Origin of the sequence: Chromobacterium sphagni, from assembly GCF_001855555.1 — a bacterium.
In the GTDB taxonomy this organism is placed as follows: Bacteria; Pseudomonadota; Gammaproteobacteria; order Burkholderiales; family Chromobacteriaceae; genus Chromobacterium; species Chromobacterium sphagni.
The window spans coordinates 18,807-44,077 of the sequence record NZ_MKCT01000050.1; the positions used below are offsets into that span (position 1 = coordinate 18,807).

The window sequence follows — 25,271 nt, forward strand, 5'->3', positions numbered from 1 at the left end:
GACGCCGTTCAATGCAGATTCTGCTGCGACAGGAAACGCAGGTAGCCCAGGCCCTCCAGCCAGAAGCCACCATCGGCCAGCGGCGTGGCATCGGTCAGATCGGCCACGGTCAACACCAGTTCCTGGCCATCCAGATTGGCTTCCAGCACCACGTCGTCGTCATCGGAGAACTCTTCGGAAACCGTATGGAAGTCCGGCTTGACGAACTGGTTGTTGACCTGAATGTAGTCGGACTCATTCAGCAAACGCAGAATGTTCATGATGGCCTCCTCTTGATGCGGTGGGGAACAAGGTCAAACGGACAGTTACGTTTCGCAAACCCCGTAATCAGACAGCGGCACTGTCGAACCGCCATCGCATCGAAACCTGCATCTACAGCCAACCACGTTCGGCAAACGATTCCGCGTGTCCGCCAGTCACCACGAAATGATCCAGCAATTTGACGTCAACCAGCGCCAGCGCGCTCTTGAGCGTATCGGTCAGCGCCCTGTCCGCGGCGGATGGCTCGCTCACCCCGGAAGGATGATTGTGAGCCACGATCACCGCCGCCGCATTATGCCGCAAGGCGCGGCGCAACACCTCGCGCGGATACACCCTGGTTTCGGTCAACGTTCCCTTGAACACTTCTTCGACCTCGATCAAGCGGTTTTGTGCCGTCAAAAATATCACAACAAATATTTCAACTTCGCGCCGGCCTATGCTCAGCCGCAGGTAATCCCGCACCTGCTGCGGACTGGACAGCGCGTCGCCCAGCTGCATGGACTCGGACAGCGCCCGCCGCGCAAGCTCGGTGCAAGCCATCAGCTGCGCGTACTTGGCTTCGCCCAGCCCCGGCCTGGACTTGAACTCCGGTAGCGTCGCGGTCAGCAGCCGCGACAAGGAACCGAAATCCTGCAACAGGCGCCGCGCCAGCTCCACCGCATTGACGCCCTTGATGCCGGTGCGCAGGAAGATCGCCAGCAACTCGGAATCGTTGAGGGAAGCGGCTCCCTGCTGCAACAACTTCTCGCGCGGGCGCTCCGACTCGGGCCAACTGGCAATCGACATTGCGCATCCTCCCTCTGGCTATAGCATTGTTTGTGTCTACTGGCCAACAAGATAGCAACAAGCAATGACATTAACATGCAACAATCTGCCGACGCCAGAACCACCACGCGGCCAAATCCGCTAAAATGGCCAGTTTACGGCTGCTTTGCGAAGACATAACGATGACTGCCAAACGCATTCTTCTCGGCATCAGCGGCGGCATCGCCGCCTATAAATCGGCGGAACTGACCCGGCAGCTGATCAAGGCCGGCCATCAGGTGGAAGTGGTGATGACCGAATCCGCCACCCGCTTCGTGACGCCCGCCACCTTCCAGGCGCTGTCCGGCAACACGGTCTACACCGACCTGTGGGACCCGCGCCCCAGCAACGCGATGGCGCACATCGAGCTGTCGCGCCGGGCCGACGCGTTCCTGATCGCGCCCGCCACAGCCAACCTGCTGTTCAAGCTGGCGCACGGCGCCTGCGACGACCTGATCTCCACGCTGGCGGCCGCCCGCACCTGCCCGCTGATCGTCGCCCCGGCGATGAACCTGCAGATGTGGCAGAACCCGCCCAACCAGCGCAATCTGGCGCAGCTGCGCGCCGACGGCGTAACCGTGTTCGGACCCGGCAACGGCTCCCAGGCCTGCGGTGAAACCGGTGACGGCCGCATGCTGGAACCGCACGAAATTGTCGAGCTGCTGAACGGCTTCTTTGCCGACAAACTGCTGGCCGGCAAAAAGGTGCTGCTCACCGCCGGCCCGACCTACGAGGCGATAGACGCCGTGCGCGGCATCACCAACATCAGCTCCGGCAAGATGGGCTACGCGCTGGCGCGTGCCTGCCGCGACGCCGGCGCCGAAGTCACCCTGGTGTCCGGCCCCACCGGCATGCCGGCACCGCAGGACATCCGCCGCGTCGATGTCGCCAGCGCCGCCGACATGCAGCAGGCGGTGCTGACGGAAGTCGGCAGCACCAATGTGTTCATTTCGGTGGCGGCCGTGGCCGACTACAAGGTGAAAAACCGCAGCGAGCACAAGATCAAGAAAGGCGCCGTCGTCCCGACCATCGAGCTGGAAGAAAATCCCGACATCCTGGCCACCGTCGCCGGCCTGCCCGCCGCGCCGTTCTGCGTCGGCTTCGCCGCCGAGAGCCAGAACCTGCTGGAGTTCGCCGAGGCCAAACGCCGGCGCAAGAAGCTGCCGCTGCTGGTGGCCAACCTGGCGCAACAGGCGATGGGCGCCGACGACAACCAGGTGGTACTGCTGGACAATGCCGGCCAGCACCCTCTGCCGCAAATGCCCAAAGACGAAGTGGCGCGCGCCATCGTCCGCCATCTGGCGCGCCTGCTCCCCAGCCGCTGAATACCCATCCCGGCGGCCTGCTGGCCGCCAACGACTTGAGGACACACCATGCAACCCGTTATCGACGTCAAGATCCTGGACGCGCGCCTGCGCGAAAACCTGCCGGCCTACGCCACTTCCGGCTCGGCCGGCCTGGATCTGCGCGCCGCCATCGATCAGGACCTGACCATCGCCCCGGGCGAAACCCACCTGATCCCCACCGGCCTCTCCATCCACCTGGACAATCCGGGCCTCGCCGCCATGCTGCTGCCCCGCTCCGGTCTGGGCCACAAGCACGGCATCGTGCTGGGCAATCTGGTCGGCCTGATCGACTCCGACTACCAAGGCCAGGTATTCGTTTCCATCTGGAACCGCGGCTGCGAGCCGTTCCGCCTGGTGCCGATGGAGCGCATCGCCCAGATGGTGATCGTGCCGGTGGTGCAGGTGGGATTTAAGCTGGTTGACGATTTCGAACAATCCGAGCGCGGCAGCGGCGGTTTCGGCAGCACCGGACGCGGCTGAGCCGACCGGCATTCGCCCCTCCCCACAGGGGTGGGCGCTTGCCTATAATCGGGAATGCGATGGCGCCGCCAGACCAAGCGCCGCCCGTCCAGGAGTCTCCCTATGATGCAGACACCGCTTCCCGATCAGAATGAAAGCAAGCTGATTCTCGACAACCTAGTCGAGCTGACATCGCAGCGCGAGCAGGAAATGCTGGAGTCCAGCCTGCTTTCAACCCTGATAGAGGTCATGCACGTCGAACGAGTAGAGCTGTTCGCCTGCCGTTGGGTCAACAACACGCCCTACATCCGCCGGCGGCTGGAAGCCAGTGCCAGCCCCGGCAAACCCGTCATCAGCGAAACATCCGACGATGGCTGGCAGCAGCCGCCCACCGTCCTCCACGACCTGCTCGACCAGCCGGCAGGCGACGACAGCCTCCACCATCCCCCCGGCCGAATCTGCATGCCGCTGCGCTGCATGGGCAGCATCGCCTCGCTGCTGATCATCCATACTTCACAATTCCAGGCCAATCACGCCATGCTCAGAGCGATGGCGCGGATACACGAGAACTTCCTGCGCCTGCTGTTCGAAGCCGACCGCGACATGCTGACCGCGCTGCACAACCGCCGCAAGTTCGACCAGCGCTTCTACAGCCTGATCGCCTCGCTGCAACATCCGCAGACCCCGCAGAACCCCTACATCCTTGCACTGTTGGACGTGGACATGTTCAAGCGCGTGAACGACCGCTTCGGCCACATGGTGGGCGACGAGGTGCTGCTGTTGCTGGCCCAGTTGATGCAGCAAAGCTTCGGCGAAGAGGACGGGCTGTTCCGCTACGGTGGCGAGGAGTTCGCGCTGCTGCTGCGGGGTTCGGACATCGAGCAGGCGGAAATGGCGCTGGAGCGCTTCCGTATCAAGGTGGCGCGCCACGCCTTTCCCCAGGTCCAGAACGTCACCATCAGCATAGGCTACACCCGTATCCACCCCGCCCTGCTGCCCGGCCAACTGGTGGAACAGGCCGACCGCGCGCTCTACTACGCCAAGAGCCATGGCCGCAACCAGGTCTGCGGCTACGAGAAACTGGTGGCCGACGGCGCGCTGGAAATTCAGCAGTTGAGCGGGCAGATCGACTTCTTCTGAGCGGCGCTCAGGGCCGCTGGATGATGCGGTTCAACTGCGGCACCGCCACCATCGGCCTTGTCTGGAAATAGTCCTCCAGCGCATTCACATCCACCACGCCACCCACCCGGTTGCCCCCCTTGGTCAATACAGTGAAACCATCGCCGCCGCCAGCGATGAAGTTGTTGACCTGCACCCGGTAGGCCGCCTGCGGATCAATCGCCACGCCATTGATCTTGATGCTGGAAATATCCACCTTGTTGCCTGCGGGGGCCGATTGGCTCCACTCATAGCTGAAGCCGGCCGACACCTGCAGGATCTTGGGCTGGGTCGGATTGCTCCACTGCTGCTCCAGCAATTGGTCGATTTGCTGGCCGGTGAGCGTCATGGTCATCATGGTGTTGCCGAAAGGCTGGACGGTATAGATCTGCTGGTAGCTGACGCCGCCGCCAGCCGCCGGCGCGATGTCGGCGCGGATGCCGCCCGGATTCATGAAGGCAGCCACCGCGCCCTGCTCCCGGCCAGCCGCCAGCTGGGAATCCGCAATCACATCGCCCAGCGTCGATTCGCCAGCCGCGTTAACCCCGCGAGTCAAGGCGCCTGCCGCCTGCCCCACCACCCGGTTGGCGATGGAAGCCACCAGAGACTGATAGATTTTGATCAGGCTGGTCACTTCAGCGCGCGGCGCGATGTCCTGGCCTACCAGCCGGTTGGCTGCCTGAATCGATCCCGGCACAAAGCCTTTGGTCGCGGGATCCAGCTTGAAATCTATCTCGGTGAACAACTGGCCGTAATTCTTGGCGCTGGTCACCCGGCGGCCGTCTATCACGCAGTTGTAGGCCTGATGGGTATGGCCGGTGACCACTAGCCCCACCGCCTTGTCCAGCTTGCCCACGATGTCGACGATGGGACCGGAGACTCCATTGCAATCGTTGAAGCTGCCTGACTGATAACCGCCCTCGTGCACCACCACCACCACCGCCGCCACACCCTGCTGCTTCAGCTTGGGTATCAACTGATTGACGGTATCGGCTTCATCCTTGAAGTTCAGGCCCTGGAGGCCAGTGGGAGAGACGATTTCCGGCGTGCCTTTCAAGGTCATGCCGATGAAAGCCACCGGAATATTGCCGTACTTCTTGATTTCGTAGGCCGGGAACAGCGTGCCGCCATCCGGCTTTTGCACATTGGCGGCCAGGAACTTGAATTTCGCGCCGACAAACTTGCCGCCGTTCTGGCAAGTGGTGGCTGAGCCCGGTTTGCAGCCGCCGTTCTGCATCCGCAGCAATTCAGCTTGGCCGTCGTCGAATTCGTGATTACCCACCGCGTTGATGTCCAGACCCAGCAGATTCATCGCCTCTATCGTCGGCTCGTCATGGAATAAGCCGGATACCAGCGGGCTGGCGCCTATCAGGTCACCGGCGGACACCACCACGGTGTTGGGCGACTTGTCGCGCAGCGACTTCACCCAGGCCGCCAGATAATCGACGCCGCCGGCATTCACCTTGATGGTCTTGCCCGGATTGGCAGGGTCCGGCACCGTCAGCATACCGGGAGACTCCAGATTGCCATGGAAATCATTGAAGGCGATCAGCTTGACTGCCACTGGCGCGCCGCTCGGCACCTGTTGGTCATTATTTTCGCCGCGATTGGATGCCACGGAAGAAGAATCGGACATGCAGGCGGCCAGCGCCAGCGTAACGCTCAAGCAAAGGCTCAGCGGAATCAGTTTCATTGACTTGCTCCATTGTTATGTTGACAGTCCGCTGCCGGCCGCCGCCACAGCCAAACATCGCAATCCGCCAACATACACAAGAAAAATGACATTTAAAAACAAAAAACTGATTTTTAATAAAATTAAATTCCAATAACTTGCAATTTCGCAACAAGTAGCCGCAATAAAAAACGCCACGAGCAAGCTCGTGGCGTTTTGTCATCCCGACACCGCAGCCGGGACATCACCGCTGCAAGATCATGCCAGCAGATGGTTGTTCAACTCGCGCATGCCGGCGGACAGCATCGCCAGATCCAGCGCGCTGAACGACTGCAGCTCGGCGAACATCTGGCCGCACACTTCCACCGCGGCATGGCGCGTTTCGAGCCATTTCACGGCGAAGGCTTCGGTTGCCTCACCGTCCAGCAGCGCCTGGCGAGCCAGGTTGCAATGCACGCGGTACAGGTCGTCGCGCAGCGCCGAGCGCGCCAGCGACTGCCAGCGGTTGTCGCGCGGCAGGCTGGTGATGGCGTCGCGCAGCCAGTCCAGCTGCAAGGCGCTGCCCAGCTGGAAATAGTTGGCGGCAATCTGCTCCAGCGTCAGCTTGCTGCCTTCGCTGATTTCGATGATGTCCATCAGCGGCACCGCGAACTCCAGGCGCGCCAGCACCTGAGTCAGCGCCTGCGGCAGATTGGCGTGGGCGATGCGCTGCTCCAGCGCGGCCACCGCCGGGTAGCTTGCCGACGGCACCAGCTTGGGCAACTGCGCCAGCAGGCCTTGCACCTTGGCGGCGTACTGCTCGATCACCGCGTTGACCGAACCGAACGGACGCTTGTTGCGCAGCACCCAGCGGGTGACGCGCTCCACCAGCGTGCGCACCAGCACCATCAGCTGCATCTGCTGGTCGGCCGGCACCTTGTTGTCCAGCGCCTCGATCTGGCCCCACAGGCTTTCCGCGTTGAACACGCGGCTGGCGATCCACCATGCGCGGGAGATATCGGCCGCGGAGAACGGCGACTCTTCCTGCATGCGGAACACGAACGTCGTGCCCATGCGGTTGATGATCTGGTTGGCCAGCTGGTTGGAGATGATCTCGCGGCGCAGCTGGTGCTGTTCCATCTGCTTGCCGAAGCGCTGTTGCAGCGGTTTCGGGAAGTAGTTGACCAGCACCGGCAGGAAGTCCCTGTCGTCCGGCAGGTCGGTGGCCAGGATGGCCTGGTCCAGCGAGATCTTGCTATAGGCCAGCAGCACCGCGATTTCCGGCACGGTCAGACCCTGGCGCGCCAGGCGGCGCTCGTTGATGTGGGTTTCCGACGGCAGGTATTCGATCTCGCGGTTCAGCTCGCCGGTCTTTTCCATGTGGGCGATCATGCGCGCATGGGTGGTTAGCATCGCCGGCGCCTCCTGGCGCTTGATCGCCAGAATTTGCGTCTGCAGCACGTTGTTGCGCAGCACCAGATGGCCCACTTCGTCGGTCATCTCGGCCAAGAGCTCGTTGCGCTGCTTCAGCGTCATGTCGCCGGCCTGCATCACCGCGCCCAGCAGAATCTTGATGTTGACCTCGTGGTCGGAGCAATCCACGCCTGCCGAGTTGTCGATGGCGTCGGTGGCGATGCGGCCGCCGGCCAGCGCGAACTCGACGCGGCCCAGCTGGGTGCAGGTCAGGTTGCCGCCTTCGGCCACCACCCGCGCCTGCAGCTGGTTGCCGTTGACGCGCACCGGATCGCAGGCGCGGTCGCGGGCGTCGGCGTGGCTCTGCGTCGACGCCTTGACGTAGGTGCCGATGCCGCCGTTGTACAAGAGGTCGATCTTGGCCTTGAGGATTTCATGGATCAGCTCGTTCGGCGCCATGTGGTCTTTGTCGGTCTCCAGCCACGCCTTCACTTCCGGCGACAGCGGGATGGACTTGGCCGAGCGCTCGAAGATGCCGCCGCCCTTGGAAATCAGCTCGCGGTTGTAGTCGGTCCAGCTGGAGCGCGGCAGGTTGAACAGGCGCGCGCGCTCGGCGAAGCTCTTCTTCGCGTCCGGCGTCGGATCGAGGAAGATGTGCAGGTGGTTGAACGCCGCCTTCAGGCAGATGTGCTCGGACAGCAGCATGCCGTTGCCGAACACGTCGCCGGCCATGTCGCCGATGCCGATCACGCTGAAATCCTGCTCCTGGGTGTTGATGCCCAGATGGCGGAAGTGGCGCTTCACCGACTCCCAGGCGCCGCGGGCGGTGATGCCCATGCCCTTGTGGTCGTAGCCGGCGGAGCCGCCGGAGGCGAAAGCGTCGCCCAGCCAGAAGCCGTAGGATTCGGAAATGCCATTGGCGATGTCGGAGAAGGTCGCGGTGCCCTTGTCGGCGGCCACCACCAGGTACGGATCATCCGGGTCCAGGCGGCGCACGTCCTTGGGCGGAATGATCTGGCCTGCCACCAGGTTGTCCGTCACGTCCAGCAGGGCCGAGATGAAGATCTTGTAGCAGGCGATGCCTTCGGCCAGGAAGGCCTCGCGGTCGGACGGCGCCGGCAGCTGCTTGCCGACGAAGCCGCCCTTGGAGCCCATCGGCACGATCACCGAGTTCTTCACCATCTGGGCCTTCACCAGTCCCAGCACTTCGGTGCGGAAGTCTTCCATCCGGTCGGACCAGCGCAGGCCGCCGCGGGCCACCTTGGAGCCGCGCAGGTGCACGCCTTCGACGCGCGGGCTGTACACCCAGATCTCGAACATCGGCCGCGGCTGCGGCAGGAAGGCGATCTGGTTGCTTTCCAACTTGAACGAGATGTAGGACTTGAACTCGCCATCGGTGCCCTTCTGCCAGAAATTGGTGCGGCGGGTGGCCAGGATCACGGTCAGGAAGCCATTGAGGATGCGGTCCTCGTCCAGATTGGCCACGCCGTCCAGCATGCCGCGCACCGCGGCCAGCAGCAGCTCGGCCTTTTCGTCGTCATGCGCTTGCGGATCGAGGCGGGCGAAGAACAGCTCCACCAGGCTGCGGGTGATGGCCGGATAGTTGGCCACGCACTGCTCGAGGTAAGCCTGGCTGAAGGTCAGGCCGCCCTGGCGCAGATACTTGGCCAGCGCGCGCACCAGCGAGATTTCGCGCCAATCCAGGCCGGCCACCAACGCCAGGCGGTTGAAGCCGTCGTTTTCGCAACGCTTGGCGAACACTTGCGACAGCAGTTCCTGGAAGTCTTGTTGAACCTGGTCCCGGGCCATCTGCTCGCCGAAGCTGCCCACGTCCAGGCCGAAGTCGCTGATCCACACCTGGGTGCCGTCGGCGCGCTTGACGCAATACGGATGCTCGTCGCGCACCTTGACGCCCATGTTTTCCAGGATGGGCAGGCTGGCGGACAGGCCCATCGGCTCGCTTTCGCGGAACAGCTTGAGGTTGAACGCCGCGCCGCCGCGATGGAAGGGGCGGTACAGCTTCATCGCCAGCGGCTCGCCGGCGTTGATGCCTTCCAGATGCAGCACGTCCAGCACCGCGTTGCGCACCGCGAACTCTTCGCGGTAAGCCACCGGGAAGCCGTCCTTGTAGCGGTTGAACAGCGCGTTGCCGCGCTCTTCGCCGTGCGACTCCACCAGTTGCTGATGCAGCTCTTCCGACCAGCCGCGCACCAAGCGGGCGATTTCGGCCTCGATGTCGGCTTCGTGGAAGTCAGGCAGTTTGGGCGCGTTGGTGCGGATGATGTAGTGCACGCGGGCCAGGGTGCCGTCGCCGATCTGCACGCTGAATTCGGCGCTGCTGCCGTTGAAGGCGTTCATCAGCACTTTTTCTATTTTCAGGCGCACTTCGGTGCTGAAGCTGTCGCGCGGCACGTAGACCAGGCTGCTCACATAGCGGTGGTAACGGTCGCTGCGCACGAACAGGCGCACGCGCGGGCGCTCCTGCAGGCTGACGATGCCTTCAGAGATCGGCCCCAGCACCTCGGCCGGAATTTCAAACAACTCGTCGCGCGGGTAGCTTTCCAGCACGAAGCCCAGGGTCTTGGACTTGTAGCTGTCGTCGACAAAATCGCAGTTCTTGACTACGGTGGCTACCTTCTGGCGCAGGATGGGCACATCCTTCGGCGACATCTGGTAGGCGCTGGCGGTGTAGAGGCCCAGGAAGCGGCGCTCGCCCAGCACTTCGCCCTTGTCATTGAAGCGCTTGATGCCGACGAAGTCGACATAGGCCGGGCGATGGATGATGGAACGGGTCTGCGACTTGTTGAGGATGATCAGCTGCGGCAGATGCGCCAGTTCGCGCAACTCCTGCGGCAGCTGCTCGAAGCTGGCGGAGTATTCCTTGTCGCCCTGGTCCTGCAGGATGCCCAGGCCGGAATGCTTGACGATCTTCAAGCTGTCCTTGCCGTCGCGGCGGACCAGATCGTAGTCGCAATAGCCCATGAACAGGAAGTTGCGGGCCGCCATCCACTCCAGGAAGGCCACGGCTTCCTTGGCTTCCGCGGCGCGCTCGCCCTTGAGCTTGGCCAGGTCCTTGCCGATGTCGGCCAGCACTTCGCGCATTTTCGGCTCGTCGCTGACCACCAGGCGGATGTCGGCCATCACGCGCTTGAGTTCGGTTTCCAGCTGCTGCAGCAATGCCGCGTCGCTGATGCGGTCGATCTGGACATGGATCAGCGATTCCAGCGGCAGGCTGCGATCTTCGGTGCGCTTGATTGCCTGCAGCGCCCCGCTCTTGTCGCGGCCAACCGACAGCACCGGGTGCACCAACAGGTGCAAATTGAGGTTGTAGCGCGACAGCAGCATGGTGATCGAATCGATCAGGAACGGCATGTCGTCGTTGACCACTTCGATCACGGTGTGGGTGCTTTGCCAACCGTCACGCTCGAAATCGGGATTGTAGATGCGGCACTTGACCTGGCCGGCGCTGCGCTTGCCGGCAAACTCGTAATGCGCCATGGCTGCGCCGAACAGATCGAGCGAGGAGAACTGCCTGAGGTCGGCGTGTTCGGTCTCTTCGAAGTAGATCGGGAAGAAGGCGGCGAGTGTTTGGGTCTCCTTGGAAGAAAGCTTGCTCTCGGCTACAGCCTGAATATCTGCGATCAGGCTTGCCAGTTCGGTCTTGTTGGTAAGCGACATTTAGCTTCTCTTGTTGTGAGCAGGGAGGTTGTCGGGGCATTGTAGATAGCACTACCCGCCCGGGATTTCCTTAATGCGACATAGTCTTACATAAAACAGATTGACCCCATTCCAAACAGGGTACGCCAAAAGCATAAGCCGGCCCGGAATCCACGCGATACCTTACAGCAAAGCGACGAGCAGTTACACAAAGACCATTGCAGAGGACATTGTAGACAATCCAACAAACCATGCGTAACTTGCTGTTTTTTATGATATTTCCATTTTCATATCAAAGTAAGGTAGAATGTGCGCACTTGCTTATGGGGATTGACCAATTCCGCCACTTGATGTTGCAGAAAGTGGCGTCCCTTGGCCGCCAATAAACACAAGACGGCCCGGATCGGAACAATAACGCTGCCTCCGGTGCGGGGTTTACAAGCCGGCAGCCGCGCGCGTCGCGCAGCCAGCCGAAAATAGAGAAGCAGAAGCAACATCATGAAAAAAGCACTGATCGCAAGCGCCAGCTTTGCCCTGGTTGCCTCCCTGTCCGCCCAGGCCGAAACCCTGCGCTTCGGCATCGACCTCAACTACCCGCCCTTCTCCAAGCAAGGCACCGACGGCAAGCCGCAGGGCTTCGACATCGACATGGCCAATGCGCTGTGCAAGGAGATGAAGGTCACCTGCCAGATCGTGCCGCAGGACTGGGATGGCCTGATCCCGGCGCTCAACGCCAACAAGTTCGACGCCATCATCTCGTCGATGCAGATCACGCCGGAACGCCAGAAGGCGGTGGACTTCACCCACAAGTACTACAATATCGCCAGCCGCCTGGTAGCCAAGGAAGGCACCAAGGTAGACGCCGCCAGCTTCAAGGGCAAGAAGATCGGCGTGCTGCGCGCCTCCACCCAGGAAAAGTTCGCCAAGGACTTCTGGGGCAAGAACGGCGCCAGCGTCGTCTCCTACGCCAAGTCCCCTGAATCCTTCCTCGACCTGAAATCCGGCCGCGTCGACGCGGTGTTCGTCGACGGCGCCGTCGGCGAGGGCGAATTCCTCAAGACGCCACAGGGCAAGGGCTACGCCTTTGTCGGCCCCAACTACTCCGAGGTCAAATACTTCGGCCTGGGCGCCGGCATCGCCGTCAAGAAAGGCAACAAGGCGCTGGCCGACCGCCTGAACAAGGCTATAGACCAGGTGCGCAAGGACGGCGGCTACAAGAAGGTTCAGGACAAGTACTTCAGCTTCGACGTATACGGCGGCTGATACCGGCACCCCATCTCGGGCAGGCGCTGTCATCCTGGCGCGCCTGCGCCTGCAATCCCCTCTTTCGAGATTGCTTCATGTTTCTGCAAGGCTACTTACCCAGCATCCTCGAAGGTGCGGTGCTCACCCTGAAACTGGCCGGCTCGGCACTGGCGGTTGCCATCGCGCTCGGTCTGGTAGGCGCGCTGTTCAAATCCGCCCAGTCGCGGCTGCTGACGCTGCTGGCCGAGGTCTACTCCACCGTGGTGCGCGGCATTCCCGACCTGGTATGGATGTTCTTGTTGTTCTTCGGCGCGCAGATGCTGCTCAACGACGTCTGCGGCTATCTGGGCTGGCGAAGCCCCGACATCGACCCTTTCGTCGCCGGCGTGCTGACGCTGGGCTTCATCTTCGGCGCCTACATGACCGAAACCTTCCGCGGCGCGATGATGGCGGTGAACAAGGGGCAGATGGAGGCCGGACTGGCATACGGCATGAGTCCGCTGCGGGTATTCTTCCGCATCACCCTGCCGCAGATGGTGCGCTTCGCGCTGCCCAGCTTCTCCAACAACTGGCTGGTGCTGGTCAAGTCCACCGCACTGGTCTCCGTCATCGGCCTCAATGACGTGATGTACCGCGCCGACGCCGCCAAATCGGCCACCCAGCAACCCTTCGACGTCTACATCATCGTCGGCCTGCTGTTCCTGATCGTCACCGGCCTCTCCAATCTGCTGCTGGCCTGGATGGAAAGGCGCTATTCGATGGGCACCAAGGAGAGCGGTCTATGATCGACCCGAAGCTTATTATCGAACGGCTCCCGGAGTTCTTCGGAGCCCATGACGGCGGCCCGATGCTGGCCAGCAGCGACGGCCTGATCCTCACCCTGCAGCTGTTGAGCGTGTCGCTGCTGCTGGGGCTGGCGCTGGCTATCCCGCTCGCCATCGCGCGCGTGGCGCAAAACCGCCTGTTGTCCGGCGGCGTCTGGTTGTTCGGCTACGTCTTCCGCGGCACGCCGCTACTGGTGCAGCTGTTCATCATCTACTACGGCCTGGCGCAATTCGACTGGGTGCGCGACAGCTGGGCCTGGCAGTATCTGCAGAACGCTTATGTCTGCGCCATCCTGGCCTTCACGCTAAACACCGCCGCCTACACCACCGAGATCATCGCAGGCCAGCTACGCAATACCCACTGGGGAGAGATAGAAGCCGCCCGCGCCATGGGCATGAGCCAGTGGCTGATGCTGCGCCGCATCGTGCTGCCGTCCGCGCTGCGCCGCGCGCTGCCGGCCTACAGCAACGAGGTGATCATGATGCTGCAGAGCACCGCCATCGCCGGCCTAGTGACGCTGGCCGACCTCACCGGCGTGGCGCGCCGCATCTACAGCGAAAGCTACATGCCGTTCGAGCCTTTTCTCACCGCGGCTGTCATCTACCTGGGTCTGACCTTCGCCTTGGTCTGGCTGATGAAGCGGGCCGAGCGGCGTTACCTGGCTTTCCTCGCTCCCAGAAAGCAATAAGGCAGTAAACGATAGCGACCGGCAGCAATTCTTCTGCCTGCCAACGGAAATAAATCGTACAATGCACGGCAAGATACGCCGCCATGCCAGGTCTCCCGGCATGGCGGTCTTTTTGCCACCCGAGTACAGACAATCACACCATGGGTCACCCGCCCCAAACCGGCAAAGCCCTGCGCTTTGGCTTCCTGCTTCTGCCCCACGCCTCGATGGCCGACTTCGCCGCCGCGTCCGAGGTGCTCGCCCACGCCAATCTGCTGGCCGAGAAACGCCTGTACGAAACCCTGCTGCTGTCGCTGGACGGCAGCCAGGTGCAGCTATCCAACGGCGTCAAGCTGGCGGTGGACCTGCCCTTGTCCTACGCCCCCAAGCTGGACTACCTGCTGATCCTGGCCGACGAGATAGGCAACGAGTTTGCGCTCGAAGAGCTGAGCAAGGGCATCTCGGCCTGCAACACCGACAAGCTCACGCTGGGCGGCCTGGGTTGCGGCAGCTACTGGCTGGCCCGCGCCGGCCTGCTGGCAGGGCAGCGCGCCACCATACACTGGCGCGAAATCTCGCGGCTGACCGAAGAATTTCCCGATGTGATCGTCACGTCCAATTTGTACGAAAGCGAAGGCCGCTACCTGAGCTGCGCAGGCGGCGCCGCCACTTTCGACTTCATGCTGGATCTGGTTGGCAAACAGCAAGGCCACGAATTCATCGCCCAGCTATCCGAACTGTTCAGCATGGAGCGGATACGCCCCGGCAACGAAAGACAGCGCATCCCGCTGGCCACCCGCATCGGCGGCAGCCAGCCCAAGCTGACCGAGGCGGTCAGCCTGATGGAAGCCAATATCGAGGAACCGCTGTCGACCGACGACATCGCCTATTATGTAGGCGTCTCCCGACGCCAATTGGAAAGGCTGTTCAAGCAATACCTGGGCACGGTGCCATCAAAATACTATCTGGAGTTGCGCTTGAGCCGGGCGCGGCAACTGCTGCAGCAAACCAGCAAGTCCATCGTGCAGATCGGCCTGGCCTGCGGCTTTTCCAGCGGCCCGCACTTCTCCAGCACCTACCGCAACCACTTCAACATCACCCCGCGCGAAGAGCGCGCGCAACGCACCCAGACCAGCGCGCTGCAACGCCAGCCGGTCTAGCCAGCCCGCCATCGGCAAGGCGCACCGCCTTGCCGGGATCCGCTAAGTCAGTTGGCGCTCGGCCTGCAGTGCCAGCGGCAGCTCGATGTGGAAGCAGGCGCCGCTGGCTGGAATGTTCTCCGCCGAAATCAACCCGCCGTACTGCTCGACGATGGTTTGGCAGATCGACAGTCCCAGGCCCATTCCATGAGGCTTGGTGGAGAAGAAGGGATGGAACAGCACTTCCAGTAGATCCGGCGTGATGCCGCGGCCGGTATCGCGCACCTCCAGTATTCCTTTTTTGCCCTCGCGCCGGGTATGCACGATCACATGCCGCTTCATCGCCGGCTCGTCCTTCAACGCATCCATCGCATTGGACAACAGATTCAGCACCACCTGCTCCAGCTGGATGCTGTCGGCCATCACCGGAATCGAATAGCCGGACAACAACTGCACCACTTCGATGCCGCGCTCGCGCAGATCGTACTCCACTAGGAACATGCAATTGCCCACCACCTGGTTCACGTCGATCAGCCGAGTCTCGATCGCCCGCTTGCTGACCAATGCCCGCAGCCGCTTGATGATTTCCCCCGCCCTGCCCGCCTGGGCCACAGCCAGCTTGAGCGCTGAATTCACTTGCGGAGGCACGTCTTCAACGCCGTCCAGCAACTGCATCGCCGCCTGGCAATAGTTTGAAATCGCGGTCAGCGGCTGATTCAGCTCATGCGCGATGCCGGACGCCATCTCGCCCATGGTATGCAGGCGCGCCACATGAGACAGCTTTTCCAGATGCTCCTTCACACGGGTTTCACTGGCTTCGAGCGCCTCCGCCGTGCGCTGGCGCAACGGCCCATGTCGCGCAAGGCGCACACCACGCCTATCAATACGCCATCGCGCGACAACAAGGGTGCCACCCCGCCCTCGACAAAATGCACTTTGCCGCGCGCGGTGGTCAACTGCATGCGTTCCGGCAATTCCACCGACAGGCCGGTGCGGAAGCACTCACTGATCGGGTCCTCGGCAAACTCCGACGCCAGTTCCCCCAGCAGACGGAACACCTCGTGGCAGGGTTGCCCCAACACTTCCTCGCTCGGCATTTCCACCAGCTGCAAGGCCATGGGATTCGCCATTTCTATGCAGCGGTCCTGCCGCAAGATCAACACGCCGTCATGAATGGCGCTGAGCGTTACCGATGCCCGCTCGCTCTGCAAAAACAGCTCTTCGTCAGCCTGGCTGCGCTCGCGCCGCAGAGCCATGCGCTGCTTATAGATCAGGCCGCCGGCCGCCAGCAACAAGGTGATGAACAGCTCTCTCAGCAAGAGCGGCAGCAGGGCCAGATCATTCAGGCGCACATCCTGCGCCACACCCAACACGAAGGGCTGAGCTTCGCTGTTCAAAGGCAGGCGCAATTCCAGCCGCGTCACCACCGGCCACCAATCGTGCTCGGCGAAGCGGTGCAAGCGCTCGTACAACGGTTCGCTGCCATCGCCCTCCTTCGGCAGCAGGGACAGATCCAGGCTGCCCGGCAGGCTTTGATCCACCGGCAGCTGCAACAGCTTGTCGCAAAACACCACCAGCGCGACCACTCCGGCCAGCTCCCGCTTAACGGACGTCCTTCTGGATTCGGCGGCCGATTGGCGAAACAGCGGTTGCATCAGCATGTAGGCGCGCCCGCCACCGTCATACAAATCAAACGGACGGGACGATACCTTTTGCCCGCTCAGCAGGACCTTGCGCAGCGCCGGGGCAAAATGGGGATCGCCTAGCACGTCGTAGCCGAACACCGGGCTGGCCGCAGGCAAATCCGGCTCTATCATCGACACCACCAGCGATTGCTGGCGCACCGGCGCCGGCTGCCAGCTACGCTTGCCCATCACGTCGAAATCGCGGATATAGAAGGTTTCGCCGAAACGGGTTTCCATCTCGCGCAGGAAGGACGCGCGATTTTCGGCAGTCACATTGCGGAAGAACTCTATAGCGTACAACTGCTGGTAGCGTGGCAGCATTTCCCGTGAAAATGCGCTCAATGCGGGAGCATCGAAAGGCTCCCTCGACAGCAGCAAGGCATCGATCGCCGACAGCACCGACTCGTTCTGGTCCAGCCTGCGCGCCACGCCGGCATAAGCCTGATGCGCAGCCAACTCAAAACCATCCTGCAGCCTGCGGTACTCCCCCATGCCCCACTGGCTCAGCACCAGAAGGGCGCAAATCAGCCAGATAGCACCAAACAGCAGCCACTCGCCACCTTTGAATTTACTCAAGACTCCCGCCTCAGGAATTTATCTGACATTTCAAATAATATGCATTGCATAAAACGTCTGCCGCGCATTTTTGCAAAAATCGCCCACGGTAGCAATGATTGCGGCATCAGCCTACCCGCAGCCGCCTCGCCGATGGTCGCCAAGCCCGAGCGCCGCCAGGTGACCCGGTTCGAGTACGGTACTCGCTCAGGCAAAGCCAACGGGAGGGCTTGCAAGCCGCCCTTTCGCATCCAGATAGAAACAGTGCAAACTGGCGAGAATCCTGACAGTCTTGGGGAGAAGCCGGCACGACGGGCGCGGGCGGGCGATCAGCCCCAAACGCAGAAACCCCAGCTCAATGAGCTGGGGTTTCAACAAATTCATCCGGCGCGCCAAACGCAAAAACCCCAGCTCATTGAGCTGGGGTTCTGCTATCGGGCGTCTGGCGGTGTCCTACTTTCACATGGCGAATGCCACACTATCATCGGCGCTAAGGCGTTTCACGGTCCTGTTCGGGATGGGAAGGCGTGGGACCACCTCGCTATGGCCACCAGACATAAACTGGTACAAACTCAAGAAGCCTGAACTCGTCTCTCAACGCGTTCTGAATATTTTTTCGGGTACTCAATTGTGTCGCACTCACACTCCATCTTCGTCACTCAGTTTCCCAAGCCACTCAAATGATAGGATCAAGCCTCACGAGCAATTAGTATCGGTTAGCTTCACGCCTCACAGCGCTTCCACACCCGACCTATCAACGTCCTGGTCTCGAACGACTCTTCAGGGAGGTCTAGCCTCCAGGGAAGTCTCATCTTCAGGCGAGTTTCCCGCTTAGATGCTTTCAGCGGTTATCTCTTCCGAACTTAGCTACCCGGCGATGCCACTGGCGTGACAACCGGTACACCAGAGGTTCGTCCACTCCGGTCCTCTCGTACTAGGAGCAGCCCCCGTCAAACTTCCAACGCCCACTGCAGATAGGGACCAAACTGTCTCACGACGTTTTGAACCCAGCTCACGTACCACTTTAAATGGCGAACAGCCATACCCTTGGGACCGGCTACAGCCCCAGGATGTGATGAGCCGACATCGAGGTGCCAAACACCGCCGTCGATGTGAACTCTTGGGCGGTATCAGCCTGTTATCCCCGGAGTACCTTTTATCCGTTGAGCGATGGCCCTTCCATACAGAACCACCGGATCACTATGTCCTGCTTTCGCACCTGCTCGACTTGTCGGTCTCGCAGTTAAGCTACCTTTTGCCATTGCACTATCAGCACGATTTCCGACCGTACCTAGGTAACCTTCGAACTCCTCCGTTACACTTTGGGAGGAGACCGCCCCAGTCAAACTGCCTACCATGCACTGTCCCCAATCCGGATCACGGACCAAGGTTAGAACCTCAAAGGGGTCAGGGTGGTATTTCAAGGTTGGCTCCACCTGAACTAGCGTCCAGGCTTCATAGCCTCCCACCTATCCTACACAAACCACTTCAAAGTCCAATGCAAAGCTACAGTAAAGGTTCACGGGGTCTTTCCGTCTAGCAGCGGGTAGATTGCATCTTCACAAACACTTCAACTTCGCTGAGTCTCAGGAGGAGACAGTGTGGCCATCGTTACGCCATTCGTGCGGGTCGGAACTTACCCGACAAGGAATTTCGCTACCTTAGGACCGTTATAGTTACGGCCGCCGTTTACCGGGGCTTCGATCAAGAGCTTGCACCCCATCACTTAACCTTCCGGCACCGGGCAGGCGTCACACCGTATACGTCCACTTTCGTGTTGGCACAGTGCTGTGTTTTTGTTAAACAGTCGCAGCCACCGATTCTCTGCGACCTGTCATAGCTTCAGACGCGAAGTCTTACACCACAACAGGCATACCTTCTCCCGAAGTTACGGTATCAATTTGCCGAGTTCCTTCTCCTGAGTTCTCTCAAGCGCCTTAGAATTCTCATCCTGCCCACCTGTGTCGGTTTGCGGTACGGTTCTTGTGTAGCTGAAGCTTAGTGGCTTTTCCTGGAAGCGTGGTATCAGTCACTTCAGGTCCGTAGACCCTCGTTATCACGTCTCGGTGTTAAAGAAGAGCGGATTTGCCTACTCTTCACACCTACCGGCTTGAACAGACTATTCCAACAGTCTGCTGACCTAACCTTCTCCGTCCCCACATCGCACTACACAAAAGTACGGGAATTTTAACCCGTTTCCCATCGACTACGCTTTTCAGCCTCGCCTTAGGGGCCGACTCACCCTACGCCGATGAACGTTGCGTAGGAAACCTTGGGCTTTCGGCGAGCGGGCTTTTCACCCGCTTTATCGCTACTCATGTCAGCATTCGCACTTCTGATATCTCCAGCATGCCTCTCGACACACCTTCACAGACCTACAGAACGCTCCCCTACCACGGACACATTTGACTGTGCCCATCCGCAGCTTCGGTTATCAGTTTGAGCCCCGTTACATCTTCCGCGCAGGACGACTCGACCAGTGAGCTATTACGCTTTCTTTAAATGATGGCTGCTTCTAAGCCAACATCCTGGCTGTCTATGCCTTCCCACTTCGTTTACCACTTAACTGATCATTTGGGACCTTAGCTGGCGGTCTGGGTTGTTTCCCTCTTGACAATGGACGTTAGCACCCACTGTCTGTCTCCCATGCTGGCACTTTCCGGTATTCAGAGTTTGCCATGGTTTGGTAAATCGCAATGACCCCCTAGCCATAACAGTGCTTTACCCCCGGAAGTGATACATGAGGCACTACCTAAATAGTTTTCGGGGAGAACCAGCTATCTCCGAGTTTGTTTAGCCTTTCACCCCTATCCACAGCTCATCCCCTAGTTTTGCAACACTAGTGGGTTCGGACCTCCAGTGCGTGTTACCGCACCTTCATCCTGGCCATGGATAGATCACTCGGTTTCGGGTCTACACCCAGCGACTGATTCGCCCTATTCGGACTCGGTTTCCCTACGCCTCCCCTATTCGGTTAAGCTTGCCACTGAATGTAAGTCGCTGACCCATTATACAAAAGGTACGCAGTCACGGAACAAGTCCGCTCCCACTGTTTGTATGCATCCGGTTTCAGGTTCTATTTCACTCCCCTCCCGGGGTTCTTTTCGCCTTTCCCTCACGGTACTGGTTCACTATCGGTCGATCACGAGTATTTAGCCTTGGAGGATGGTCCCCCCATCTTCAAACAGGATTTCGCGTGTCCCGCCCTACTTTTCGTATGCTTAGTACCAAGAATGCGTTTTCGTGTACGGGGCTATCACCCACTACGGCGGTCCTTTCCATGAACCTTCCACTAACTCAATCTCTATCACATACAGGCTGTTCCGCGTTCGCTCGCCACTACTTACGGAATCTCGGTTGATTTCTTTTCCTTCAGCTACTTAGATGTTTCAGTTCGCTGAGTTCGCTTCCTCAGACCTATGTATTCAGTCTGGGATGACCCCTAAGGGCCGGGTTTCCCCATTCGGATATCGCGGGATCAAAGCTCTATTGCCAGCTCCCCCGCGCTTTTCGCAGGCTTACACGTCCTTCATCGCCTGTGATCGCCAAGGCATCCACCAGATGCACTTAGTCGCTTGACCCTATCATTTCAGTAACCTACGTCACTTCATGACAGAGCGTGTTTGCGCGACGACTGCACCGCCCCTTTTGATATGGCGACGCAGCCTTAGATACAATCAAATACCCAAGATGACGATTTGTCCGCGTACAGAATTAACTCTACGCTTTCATTTCGCCGTCTTATATATTCGGCTTCTTCAGTTTGTTAAAGATCGGGCGTTAAAATTACAACGCAAACAGAACCAAACTCTTCCGAGTTCGCTTGTGTTTGAGTTGTGGTGGAGGATGACGGGATCGAACCGACGACCCCCTGCTTGCAAAGCAGGTGCTCTCCCAACTGAGCTAATCCCCCAACTGGTGGGTCTGGTAGGACTCGAACCTACGACCCCTGCGTTATCAACACAGTGCTCTAACCAGCTGAGCTACAAACCCAGTAAACTTCTACGCCAGCCCCACAAGGAGCTGGCTGCCCTTAACAGAATAACCGATAGGCTGTAAGTACTTGACGATCGCCTTCTCTAGAAAGGAGGTGATCCAGCCGCAGGTTCCCCTACGGCTACCTTGTTACGACTTCACCCCAGTCATGAATCCCACCGTGGTAAGCGGCCTCCTTGCGGTTAGCCTACCCACTTCTGGTGAAACTCACTCCCATGGTGTGACGGGCGGTGTGTACAAGACCCGGGAACGTATTCACCGCAGCATGCTGATCTGCGATTACTAGCGATTCCGACTTCACGCACTCGAGTTGCAGAGTGCGATCCGGACTACGATCGGTTTTATGAGATTGGCACCACCTCGCGGCTTAGCGACCCTCTGTACCGACCATTGTATGACGTGTGAAGCCCTGCTCATAAGGGCCATGAGGACTTGACGTCATCCCCACCTTCCTCCGGTTTGTCACCGGCAGTCTCATTAGAGTGCCCAACTTAATGATGGCAACTAATGACAAGGGTTGCGCTCGTTGCGGGACTTAACCCAACATCTCACGACACGAGCTGACGACAGCCATGCAGCACCTGTGTTACGGCTCCCTTTCGGGCACCAAGCCATCTCTGGCAAGTTCCGTACATGTCAAGAGCAGGTAAGGTTTTTCGCGTTGCATCGAATTAATCCACATCATCCACCGCTTGTGCGGGTCCCCGTCAATTCCTTTGAGTTTTAACCTTGCGGCCGTACTCCCCAGGCGGTCAATTTCACGCGTTAGCTACGCTACCAAGGATTCAAACCCCCAACAGCTAATTGACATCGTTTAGGGCGTGGACTACCAGGGTATCTAATCCTGTTTGCTCCCCACGCTTTCGTGCATGAGCGTCAGTGTCATCCCAGGGGGCTGCCTTCGCCATCGGTATTCCTCCGCATCTCTACGCATTTCACTGCTACACGCGGAATTCTACCCCCCTCTGACGCACTCTAGTCTTGCAGTCTCCAATGCCGTTCCCAGGTTGAGCCCGGGGCTTTCACATCAGACTTGCAAAACCGCCTGCGCACGCTTTACGCCCAGTAATTCCGATTAACGCTTGCACCCTACGTATTACCGCGGCTGCTGGCACGTAGTTAGCCGGTGCTTATTCTTCCGGTACTGTCATCCCCGCCAGGTATTAACCAGCGGAATTTCCTCCCGAACAAAAGTCCTTTACAACCCGAAGGCCTTCTTCAGACACGCGGCATGGCTGGATCAGGCTTGCGCCCATTGTCCAAAATTCCCCACTGCTGCCTCCCGTAGGAGTCTGGGCCGTGTCTCAGTCCCAGTGTGGCGGATCATCCTCTCAGACCCGCTACTGATCGTCGCCTTGGTGAGCTCTTACCTCACCAACTAGCTAATCAGACATCGGCTGCTCGTATAACGTGAGGCCTTACGGTCCCCCACTTTCCCCCTCAGGGCGTATGCGGTATTAATCCGGCTTTCGCCGAGCTATCCCCCATTACACGGTACATTCCGATGCGTTACTCACCCGTTCGCCACTCGTCAGCGGAGCAAGCTCCCTGTTACCGTTCGACTTGCATGTGTAAAGCATGCCGCCAGCGTTCAATCTGAGCCAGGATCAAACTCTTCAGTTCAATCTCATAGCAAATTTTCTGGCACGCAAGTTCAAAGAAATAAAACAAGTATTTCTTGTCTCTTGCAGTGCAAGTTTTTGGCTTTCGCCAAGCACTTACACCTATCGGTTATTCGTTCTGTTAAAGAGCAGTGCCGGCCGCTTCGAACACCGCCGGAACCTGTTTCGTTCGGCTTGTTTCGTTCGCTGCGTCAGCTGAGGAGGCGAACTATACCGCCGCGCCCTATCCTCGTCAACACCTTTTCGCAAAAAAGCGAGCAACGGCGGGCCGATCAGCCTCCAAGACCACGCAAGCAACTGATGAAAAAGAAGATATGAAGACGGGGTGTTTTACAACCCGGCCACAACAACCCCGCGCCGGTGCAAAACCTTGCCGCCCGCGCCATGAAAAACAGGCCGGCGTCGCCGCCGGCCCGTCGGCTCTCCCCCAGGGCCATGCCTATATATGGTCAAGCAGTTGCAGGGGTAGTCGATATCGGCATCCGCCCCCCACTCGTCCGGGCGATCCTCGTCCGAGATGTAACCCCAGTTGGCCAGCACTGTCTTCATGCCCACGCGGCGGCCAGCCATGATGTCACGCTCGGCATCGCCAACATATATGCAATGTTCCGGCGCGATGCCGATCTGCTGCGCGGCGTGCAACATCGGCCTCGGGTCAGGCTTGGCCACACCCACGGTATCGCCGCTGACCGTCACTGCCGGCGCGCTGGAAAATGGCAAAGCCGGCACCAACCGGTCGGTGAAGCGCATCGGCTTGTTGGTGATGATGCCCCACACCAGCCCACGACCATCCAAAGCATCGATCAGCGTATTGACGCCTTCGAACAAGCAGGTCTCGTCGGCGAAGCTGGCTTCGTAATGATCGAGAAAACGCAACCTGAGCGCCTCCAGCCTGTCCGCGCCGATATCCTTGCCGAAGCCCAGCCTCACCAGTCCGCGCGCGCCATGGCTGGCCAGTGGACGGATCGCCTCGTACGGCTGCGGCGGCAAGCCCTCCTCCGCCAGCAGGCGGTTGAGCGCAGCCCCCAGGTCGCGGGCGGTGTCCGCCAGCGTGCCGTCCAGATCGAATAACACTGCCTTGATCATGATCTCAACTTCAAACGTTATATATAGTTCGCCATTCCACCATCAACGGATGGTCTTGCCAAGAAACAAACGGTAAGCCGGGTTGCCGGTCTCTTCCACACACGGATAACCCAGAACATCCAAGAACCGCTGGAAGGGCTGGGCGTCGCCGGACGGCACCTGGATGCCGACCAGCACCCGGCCGTAATCGGCGCCGTGGTTGCGGTAATGAAACAAGCTGATGTTCCAGTCGGTGCGCATGGACTCCAGGAAGCGCATCAAGGCGCCCGGCCGGTCCGGAAACTCGAAGCGCAGCACCCGCTCGTCCTTCAGTTGCGGCGCATGGCCGCCCACCAGATGGCGGATATGCAGTTTGGCCAGCTCGTTGTCAGTGAGATCCATGCCGTCCAACTCCGCCGCGCGCAGGTCCTGCAACAAGCGCTCCACATCTTCGCGGCCGCTGATCTGCACGCCGACGAACACATGGGCGACGCTGGGGTCGGCGAAGCGGTAGTTGAACTCGGTGATGTTGCGGCCGCCTATCACCGAACAGAAGCGCTTGAAGCTGCCCGGCTTCTCCGGAATGGTGACGGCGATGATGGCCTCACGCCGCTCGCCCAGCTCGGAACGCTCCGACACATGGCGCAGGCGGTCGAAATTCATGTTGGCGCCGCAGGAGATCGCCACCAGCGTCTGCTCGCGGCAGCCTTCGCGCTCTATATAGGCTTTGGCGCCGGCCACCGCCAGGGCCCCCGCCGGCTCGACGATGGAACGTGTGTCCTCGAAGATGTCCTTGATCGCCGCGCAGATGGCATCGGAATCCACCAGGATGATCTCGTCCAGCAGCTCGCGGCAGATGCGGAATGTTTCCTCACCCACCAGCTTCACCGCCACGCCGTCGGCGAACAGGCCCACGTCCTTCAACTCCACCCGCTCGCCTTTTTCGATGGACTGGCGCATGGCGTCGGAATCCACCGGCTGCACGCCGATGATCTTGATCTCCGGCTTCAGGCGCTTGATGAAGCTGGCCACCCCGGCCGCCAGGCCGCCGCCGCCGATGGCGACAAACACCGCATCCAGCCCGTCCGGGTGCTGGCGCAGGATTTCCATCCCCACCGTTCCCTGACCGGCGATCACATCCGGATCGTCGAAGGGCGGGATATAGGTCCTGCCGCTTTGCTCGGCCAGCTGCACCGCGTGCAGGTACGCCTCATTGAAGGAGTCGCCGAACAGCACCACCTGGCTGCCGCGCTGCTTCACCGCGTCGATCTTGATCTGCGGCGTGGTCACCGGCATCACGATCACCGCCTCGCAGCCCAGCTTGCTGGCGGACAGGGCGACGCCCTGCGCATGATTGCCGGCGCTGGCGGTAATCACCCCCCTCGCCCGCTGCTCGGCGCTCAGCTTGGCCATCTTGTTGTAAGCGCCGCGCAGCTTGAAGGAAAACACCGGCTGCAGGTCTTCGCGCTTGAGCAGGATATTGTTGCCGTAACGGCGCGACAGGTTCGGCGCCCGCTCCAGCGGCGTCTCCACCGCCACATCGTAAACCCGTGACGTCAGGATGCGTTCCAGATAGTCTTGCTTGCCGCTCATAGTGATGCCTTCGTCCCTGTAATTTCTTGTATTTGAACTGTCAGAGTATCAGGAACTCCAAGCAAGCGGGAGGCCCGCCGCGCATCGGCCGTTGCATTGCAACATCCAGGCGGTCAGCGGGTTTTTCCGG

At 60.2% G+C, this 25,271-nt stretch carries 15 protein-coding genes, 2 tRNA genes, 3 rRNA genes and 1 pseudogene; 8 read left to right on the plus strand and 13 right to left on the minus strand.

What is annotated here, in order from left to right; genetic code table 11:
• Positions 1-8: 8 nt before the first annotated feature.
• Positions 9-260, minus strand: coding sequence for a hypothetical protein (locus BI344_RS16600; RefSeq protein WP_071113980.1), 252 nt, complete (start codon positions 258-260; stop codon positions 9-11).
• A 112-nt stretch (positions 261-372) separates the two neighbouring features.
• Complete coding sequence (radC, locus tag BI344_RS16605) at positions 373-1,047, minus strand: RadC family protein (RefSeq protein WP_071113981.1); 675 nt, start codon at positions 1,045-1,047, stop codon at positions 373-375.
• Between the two features lie 161 nt (positions 1,048-1,208).
• Between radC and coaBC the strand changes: the two genes are divergently transcribed.
• The 3 genes from coaBC (at position 1,209) to BI344_RS16620 (ending at position 4,010) form a co-directional block, all read left to right on the plus strand.
• Complete coding sequence (gene coaBC, locus BI344_RS16610; protein ID WP_071113982.1) at positions 1,209-2,390, plus strand: bifunctional phosphopantothenoylcysteine decarboxylase/phosphopantothenate--cysteine ligase CoaBC; 1,182 nt, start codon at positions 1,209-1,211, stop codon at positions 2,388-2,390.
• A 48-nt stretch (positions 2,391-2,438) separates the two neighbouring features.
• The gene (gene dut / locus BI344_RS16615) at positions 2,439-2,891 is read left to right on the plus strand and encodes a dUTP diphosphatase (protein ID WP_071113983.1); all 453 of its coding nucleotides are present in this window, start codon (positions 2,439-2,441) and stop codon (positions 2,889-2,891) included.
• A gap of 102 nt (positions 2,892-2,993) precedes the next feature.
• The gene (locus BI344_RS16620) at positions 2,994-4,010 is read left to right on the plus strand and encodes a GGDEF domain-containing protein (protein ID WP_071113984.1); all 1,017 of its coding nucleotides are present in this window, start codon (positions 2,994-2,996) and stop codon (positions 4,008-4,010) included.
• Positions 4,011-4,017: 7 nt separating this feature from the next.
• On the opposite strand, the gene BI344_RS16625 is transcribed toward BI344_RS16620, so the two are convergent.
• Positions 4,018-5,592 (minus strand): bifunctional metallophosphatase/5'-nucleotidase, encoded by a 1,575-nt coding sequence (locus tag BI344_RS16625; protein ID WP_239690939.1) that lies wholly within the window; start codon positions 5,590-5,592, stop codon positions 4,018-4,020.
• Here BI344_RS16625 and BI344_RS25455 point away from each other — a divergent pair.
• Entirely contained in the window at positions 5,582-5,857 is a 276-nt protein-coding gene (locus BI344_RS25455) for a hypothetical protein (protein ID WP_239690938.1), read from the plus strand. The genes BI344_RS16625 and BI344_RS25455 overlap by 11 nt on opposite strands.
• Positions 5,858-5,958: 101 nt before the next feature.
• Here the strand turns inward: BI344_RS25455 and BI344_RS16630 are convergent, their stop codons facing one another.
• Positions 5,959-10,770, minus strand: coding sequence for an NAD-glutamate dehydrogenase (locus BI344_RS16630; RefSeq protein WP_071113986.1), 4,812 nt, complete (start codon positions 10,768-10,770; stop codon positions 5,959-5,961).
• Between the two features lie 477 nt (positions 10,771-11,247).
• Here BI344_RS16630 and BI344_RS16635 point away from each other — a divergent pair, with 477 nt between their 5' ends.
• From BI344_RS16635 to BI344_RS16650, 4 genes are all read left to right on the plus strand, one after another.
• Positions 11,248-12,012, plus strand: coding sequence for an ABC transporter substrate-binding protein (locus tag BI344_RS16635; protein WP_071113987.1), 765 nt, complete (start codon positions 11,248-11,250; stop codon positions 12,010-12,012).
• A 77-nt stretch (positions 12,013-12,089) separates the two neighbouring features.
• Positions 12,090-12,779, plus strand: a complete 690-nt coding sequence (locus BI344_RS16640) for an ABC transporter permease (protein ID WP_071113988.1) — start codon at positions 12,090-12,092, stop codon at positions 12,777-12,779.
• Complete coding sequence (locus BI344_RS16645) at positions 12,776-13,507, plus strand: ABC transporter permease (protein WP_071113989.1); 732 nt, start codon at positions 12,776-12,778, stop codon at positions 13,505-13,507. Before BI344_RS16640 ends, BI344_RS16645 begins: the two co-directional genes overlap by 4 nt.
• A 140-nt stretch (positions 13,508-13,647) precedes the next feature.
• Positions 13,648-14,646, plus strand: a complete 999-nt coding sequence (locus tag BI344_RS16650; RefSeq protein WP_071113990.1) for a GlxA family transcriptional regulator — start codon at positions 13,648-13,650, stop codon at positions 14,644-14,646.
• A gap of 42 nt (positions 14,647-14,688) precedes the next feature.
• Here the strand turns inward: BI344_RS16650 and BI344_RS16655 are convergent, their stop codons facing one another.
• The 9 genes and pseudogenes from BI344_RS16655 to ilvA form a co-directional block, all read right to left on the minus strand.
• Complete coding sequence (locus tag BI344_RS16655; protein ID WP_158021083.1) at positions 14,689-15,426, minus strand: sensor histidine kinase; 738 nt, start codon at positions 15,424-15,426, stop codon at positions 14,689-14,691.
• The gene (locus BI344_RS16660) at positions 15,423-16,886 is read right to left on the minus strand and encodes a CHASE domain-containing protein (RefSeq protein WP_071113992.1); all 1,464 of its coding nucleotides are present in this window, start codon (positions 16,884-16,886) and stop codon (positions 15,423-15,425) included. The genes BI344_RS16655 and BI344_RS16660 overlap by 4 nt, the downstream gene beginning before the upstream one ends.
• A 419-nt stretch (positions 16,887-17,305) precedes the next feature.
• Positions 17,306-17,420: ribosomal RNA gene (gene rrf / locus BI344_RS16665) — 5S ribosomal RNA — on the minus strand.
• Positions 17,421-17,550: 130 nt separating this feature from the next.
• A 23S ribosomal RNA gene (locus BI344_RS16670) occupies positions 17,551-20,446 on the minus strand.
• A 256-nt stretch (positions 20,447-20,702) separates the two neighbouring features.
• Positions 20,703-20,778 (minus strand) — tRNA-Ala (locus BI344_RS16675).
• Between the two features lie 3 nt (positions 20,779-20,781).
• A tRNA-Ile gene (locus BI344_RS16680) sits at positions 20,782-20,858 on the minus strand.
• A 90-nt stretch (positions 20,859-20,948) separates the two neighbouring features.
• A 16S ribosomal RNA gene (locus tag BI344_RS16685) occupies positions 20,949-22,484 on the minus strand.
• Together the 16S, 23S and 5S rRNA genes with 2 tRNA genes alongside form the textbook arrangement of a ribosomal RNA operon.
• A 449-nt stretch (positions 22,485-22,933) precedes the next feature.
• Positions 22,934-23,569, minus strand: a pseudogene (locus tag BI344_RS16690) (HAD family hydrolase); the annotation flags it as partial.
• A gap of 42 nt (positions 23,570-23,611) precedes the next feature.
• Positions 23,612-25,141 carry a threonine ammonia-lyase, biosynthetic gene (gene ilvA, locus BI344_RS16695; protein ID WP_071113993.1) on the minus strand — a complete coding sequence of 510 codons (1,530 nt, stop codon included), beginning with the start codon at positions 25,139-25,141 and terminating at the stop codon, positions 23,612-23,614.
• Positions 25,142-25,271: the final 130 nt, after the last annotated feature.

What these genes read in the sequence shown, in the direction of transcription:
- BI344_RS16620 (WP_071113984.1), top strand. Translation starts at nt 2,994, where the DNA reads ATGATGCAGACACCGCTTCCCGATCAGAATGAAAGCAAGCTGATTCTC.
- BI344_RS16600 (WP_071113980.1), bottom strand. Translation starts at nt 260, where the DNA reads ATGAACATTCTGCGTTTGCTGAATGAGTCCGACTACATTCAGGTCAAC.
- radC (WP_071113981.1), bottom strand. Translation starts at nt 1,047, where the DNA reads ATGTCGATTGCCAGTTGGCCCGAGTCGGAGCGCCCGCGCGAGAAGTTG.
- BI344_RS16650 (WP_071113990.1), top strand. Translation starts at nt 13,648, where the DNA reads ATGGGTCACCCGCCCCAAACCGGCAAAGCCCTGCGCTTTGGCTTCCTG.
- BI344_RS16645 (WP_071113989.1), top strand. Translation starts at nt 12,776, where the DNA reads ATGATCGACCCGAAGCTTATTATCGAACGGCTCCCGGAGTTCTTCGGA.
- dut (WP_071113983.1), top strand. Translation starts at nt 2,439, where the DNA reads ATGCAACCCGTTATCGACGTCAAGATCCTGGACGCGCGCCTGCGCGAA.
- BI344_RS16635 (WP_071113987.1), top strand. Translation starts at nt 11,248, where the DNA reads ATGAAAAAAGCACTGATCGCAAGCGCCAGCTTTGCCCTGGTTGCCTCC.
- ilvA (WP_071113993.1), bottom strand. Translation starts at nt 25,141, where the DNA reads ATGAGCGGCAAGCAAGACTATCTGGAACGCATCCTGACGTCACGGGTT.
- BI344_RS16630 (WP_071113986.1), bottom strand. Translation starts at nt 10,770, where the DNA reads ATGTCGCTTACCAACAAGACCGAACTGGCAAGCCTGATCGCAGATATT.
- coaBC (WP_071113982.1), top strand. Translation starts at nt 1,209, where the DNA reads ATGACTGCCAAACGCATTCTTCTCGGCATCAGCGGCGGCATCGCCGCC.
- BI344_RS16640 (WP_071113988.1), top strand. Translation starts at nt 12,090, where the DNA reads ATGTTTCTGCAAGGCTACTTACCCAGCATCCTCGAAGGTGCGGTGCTC.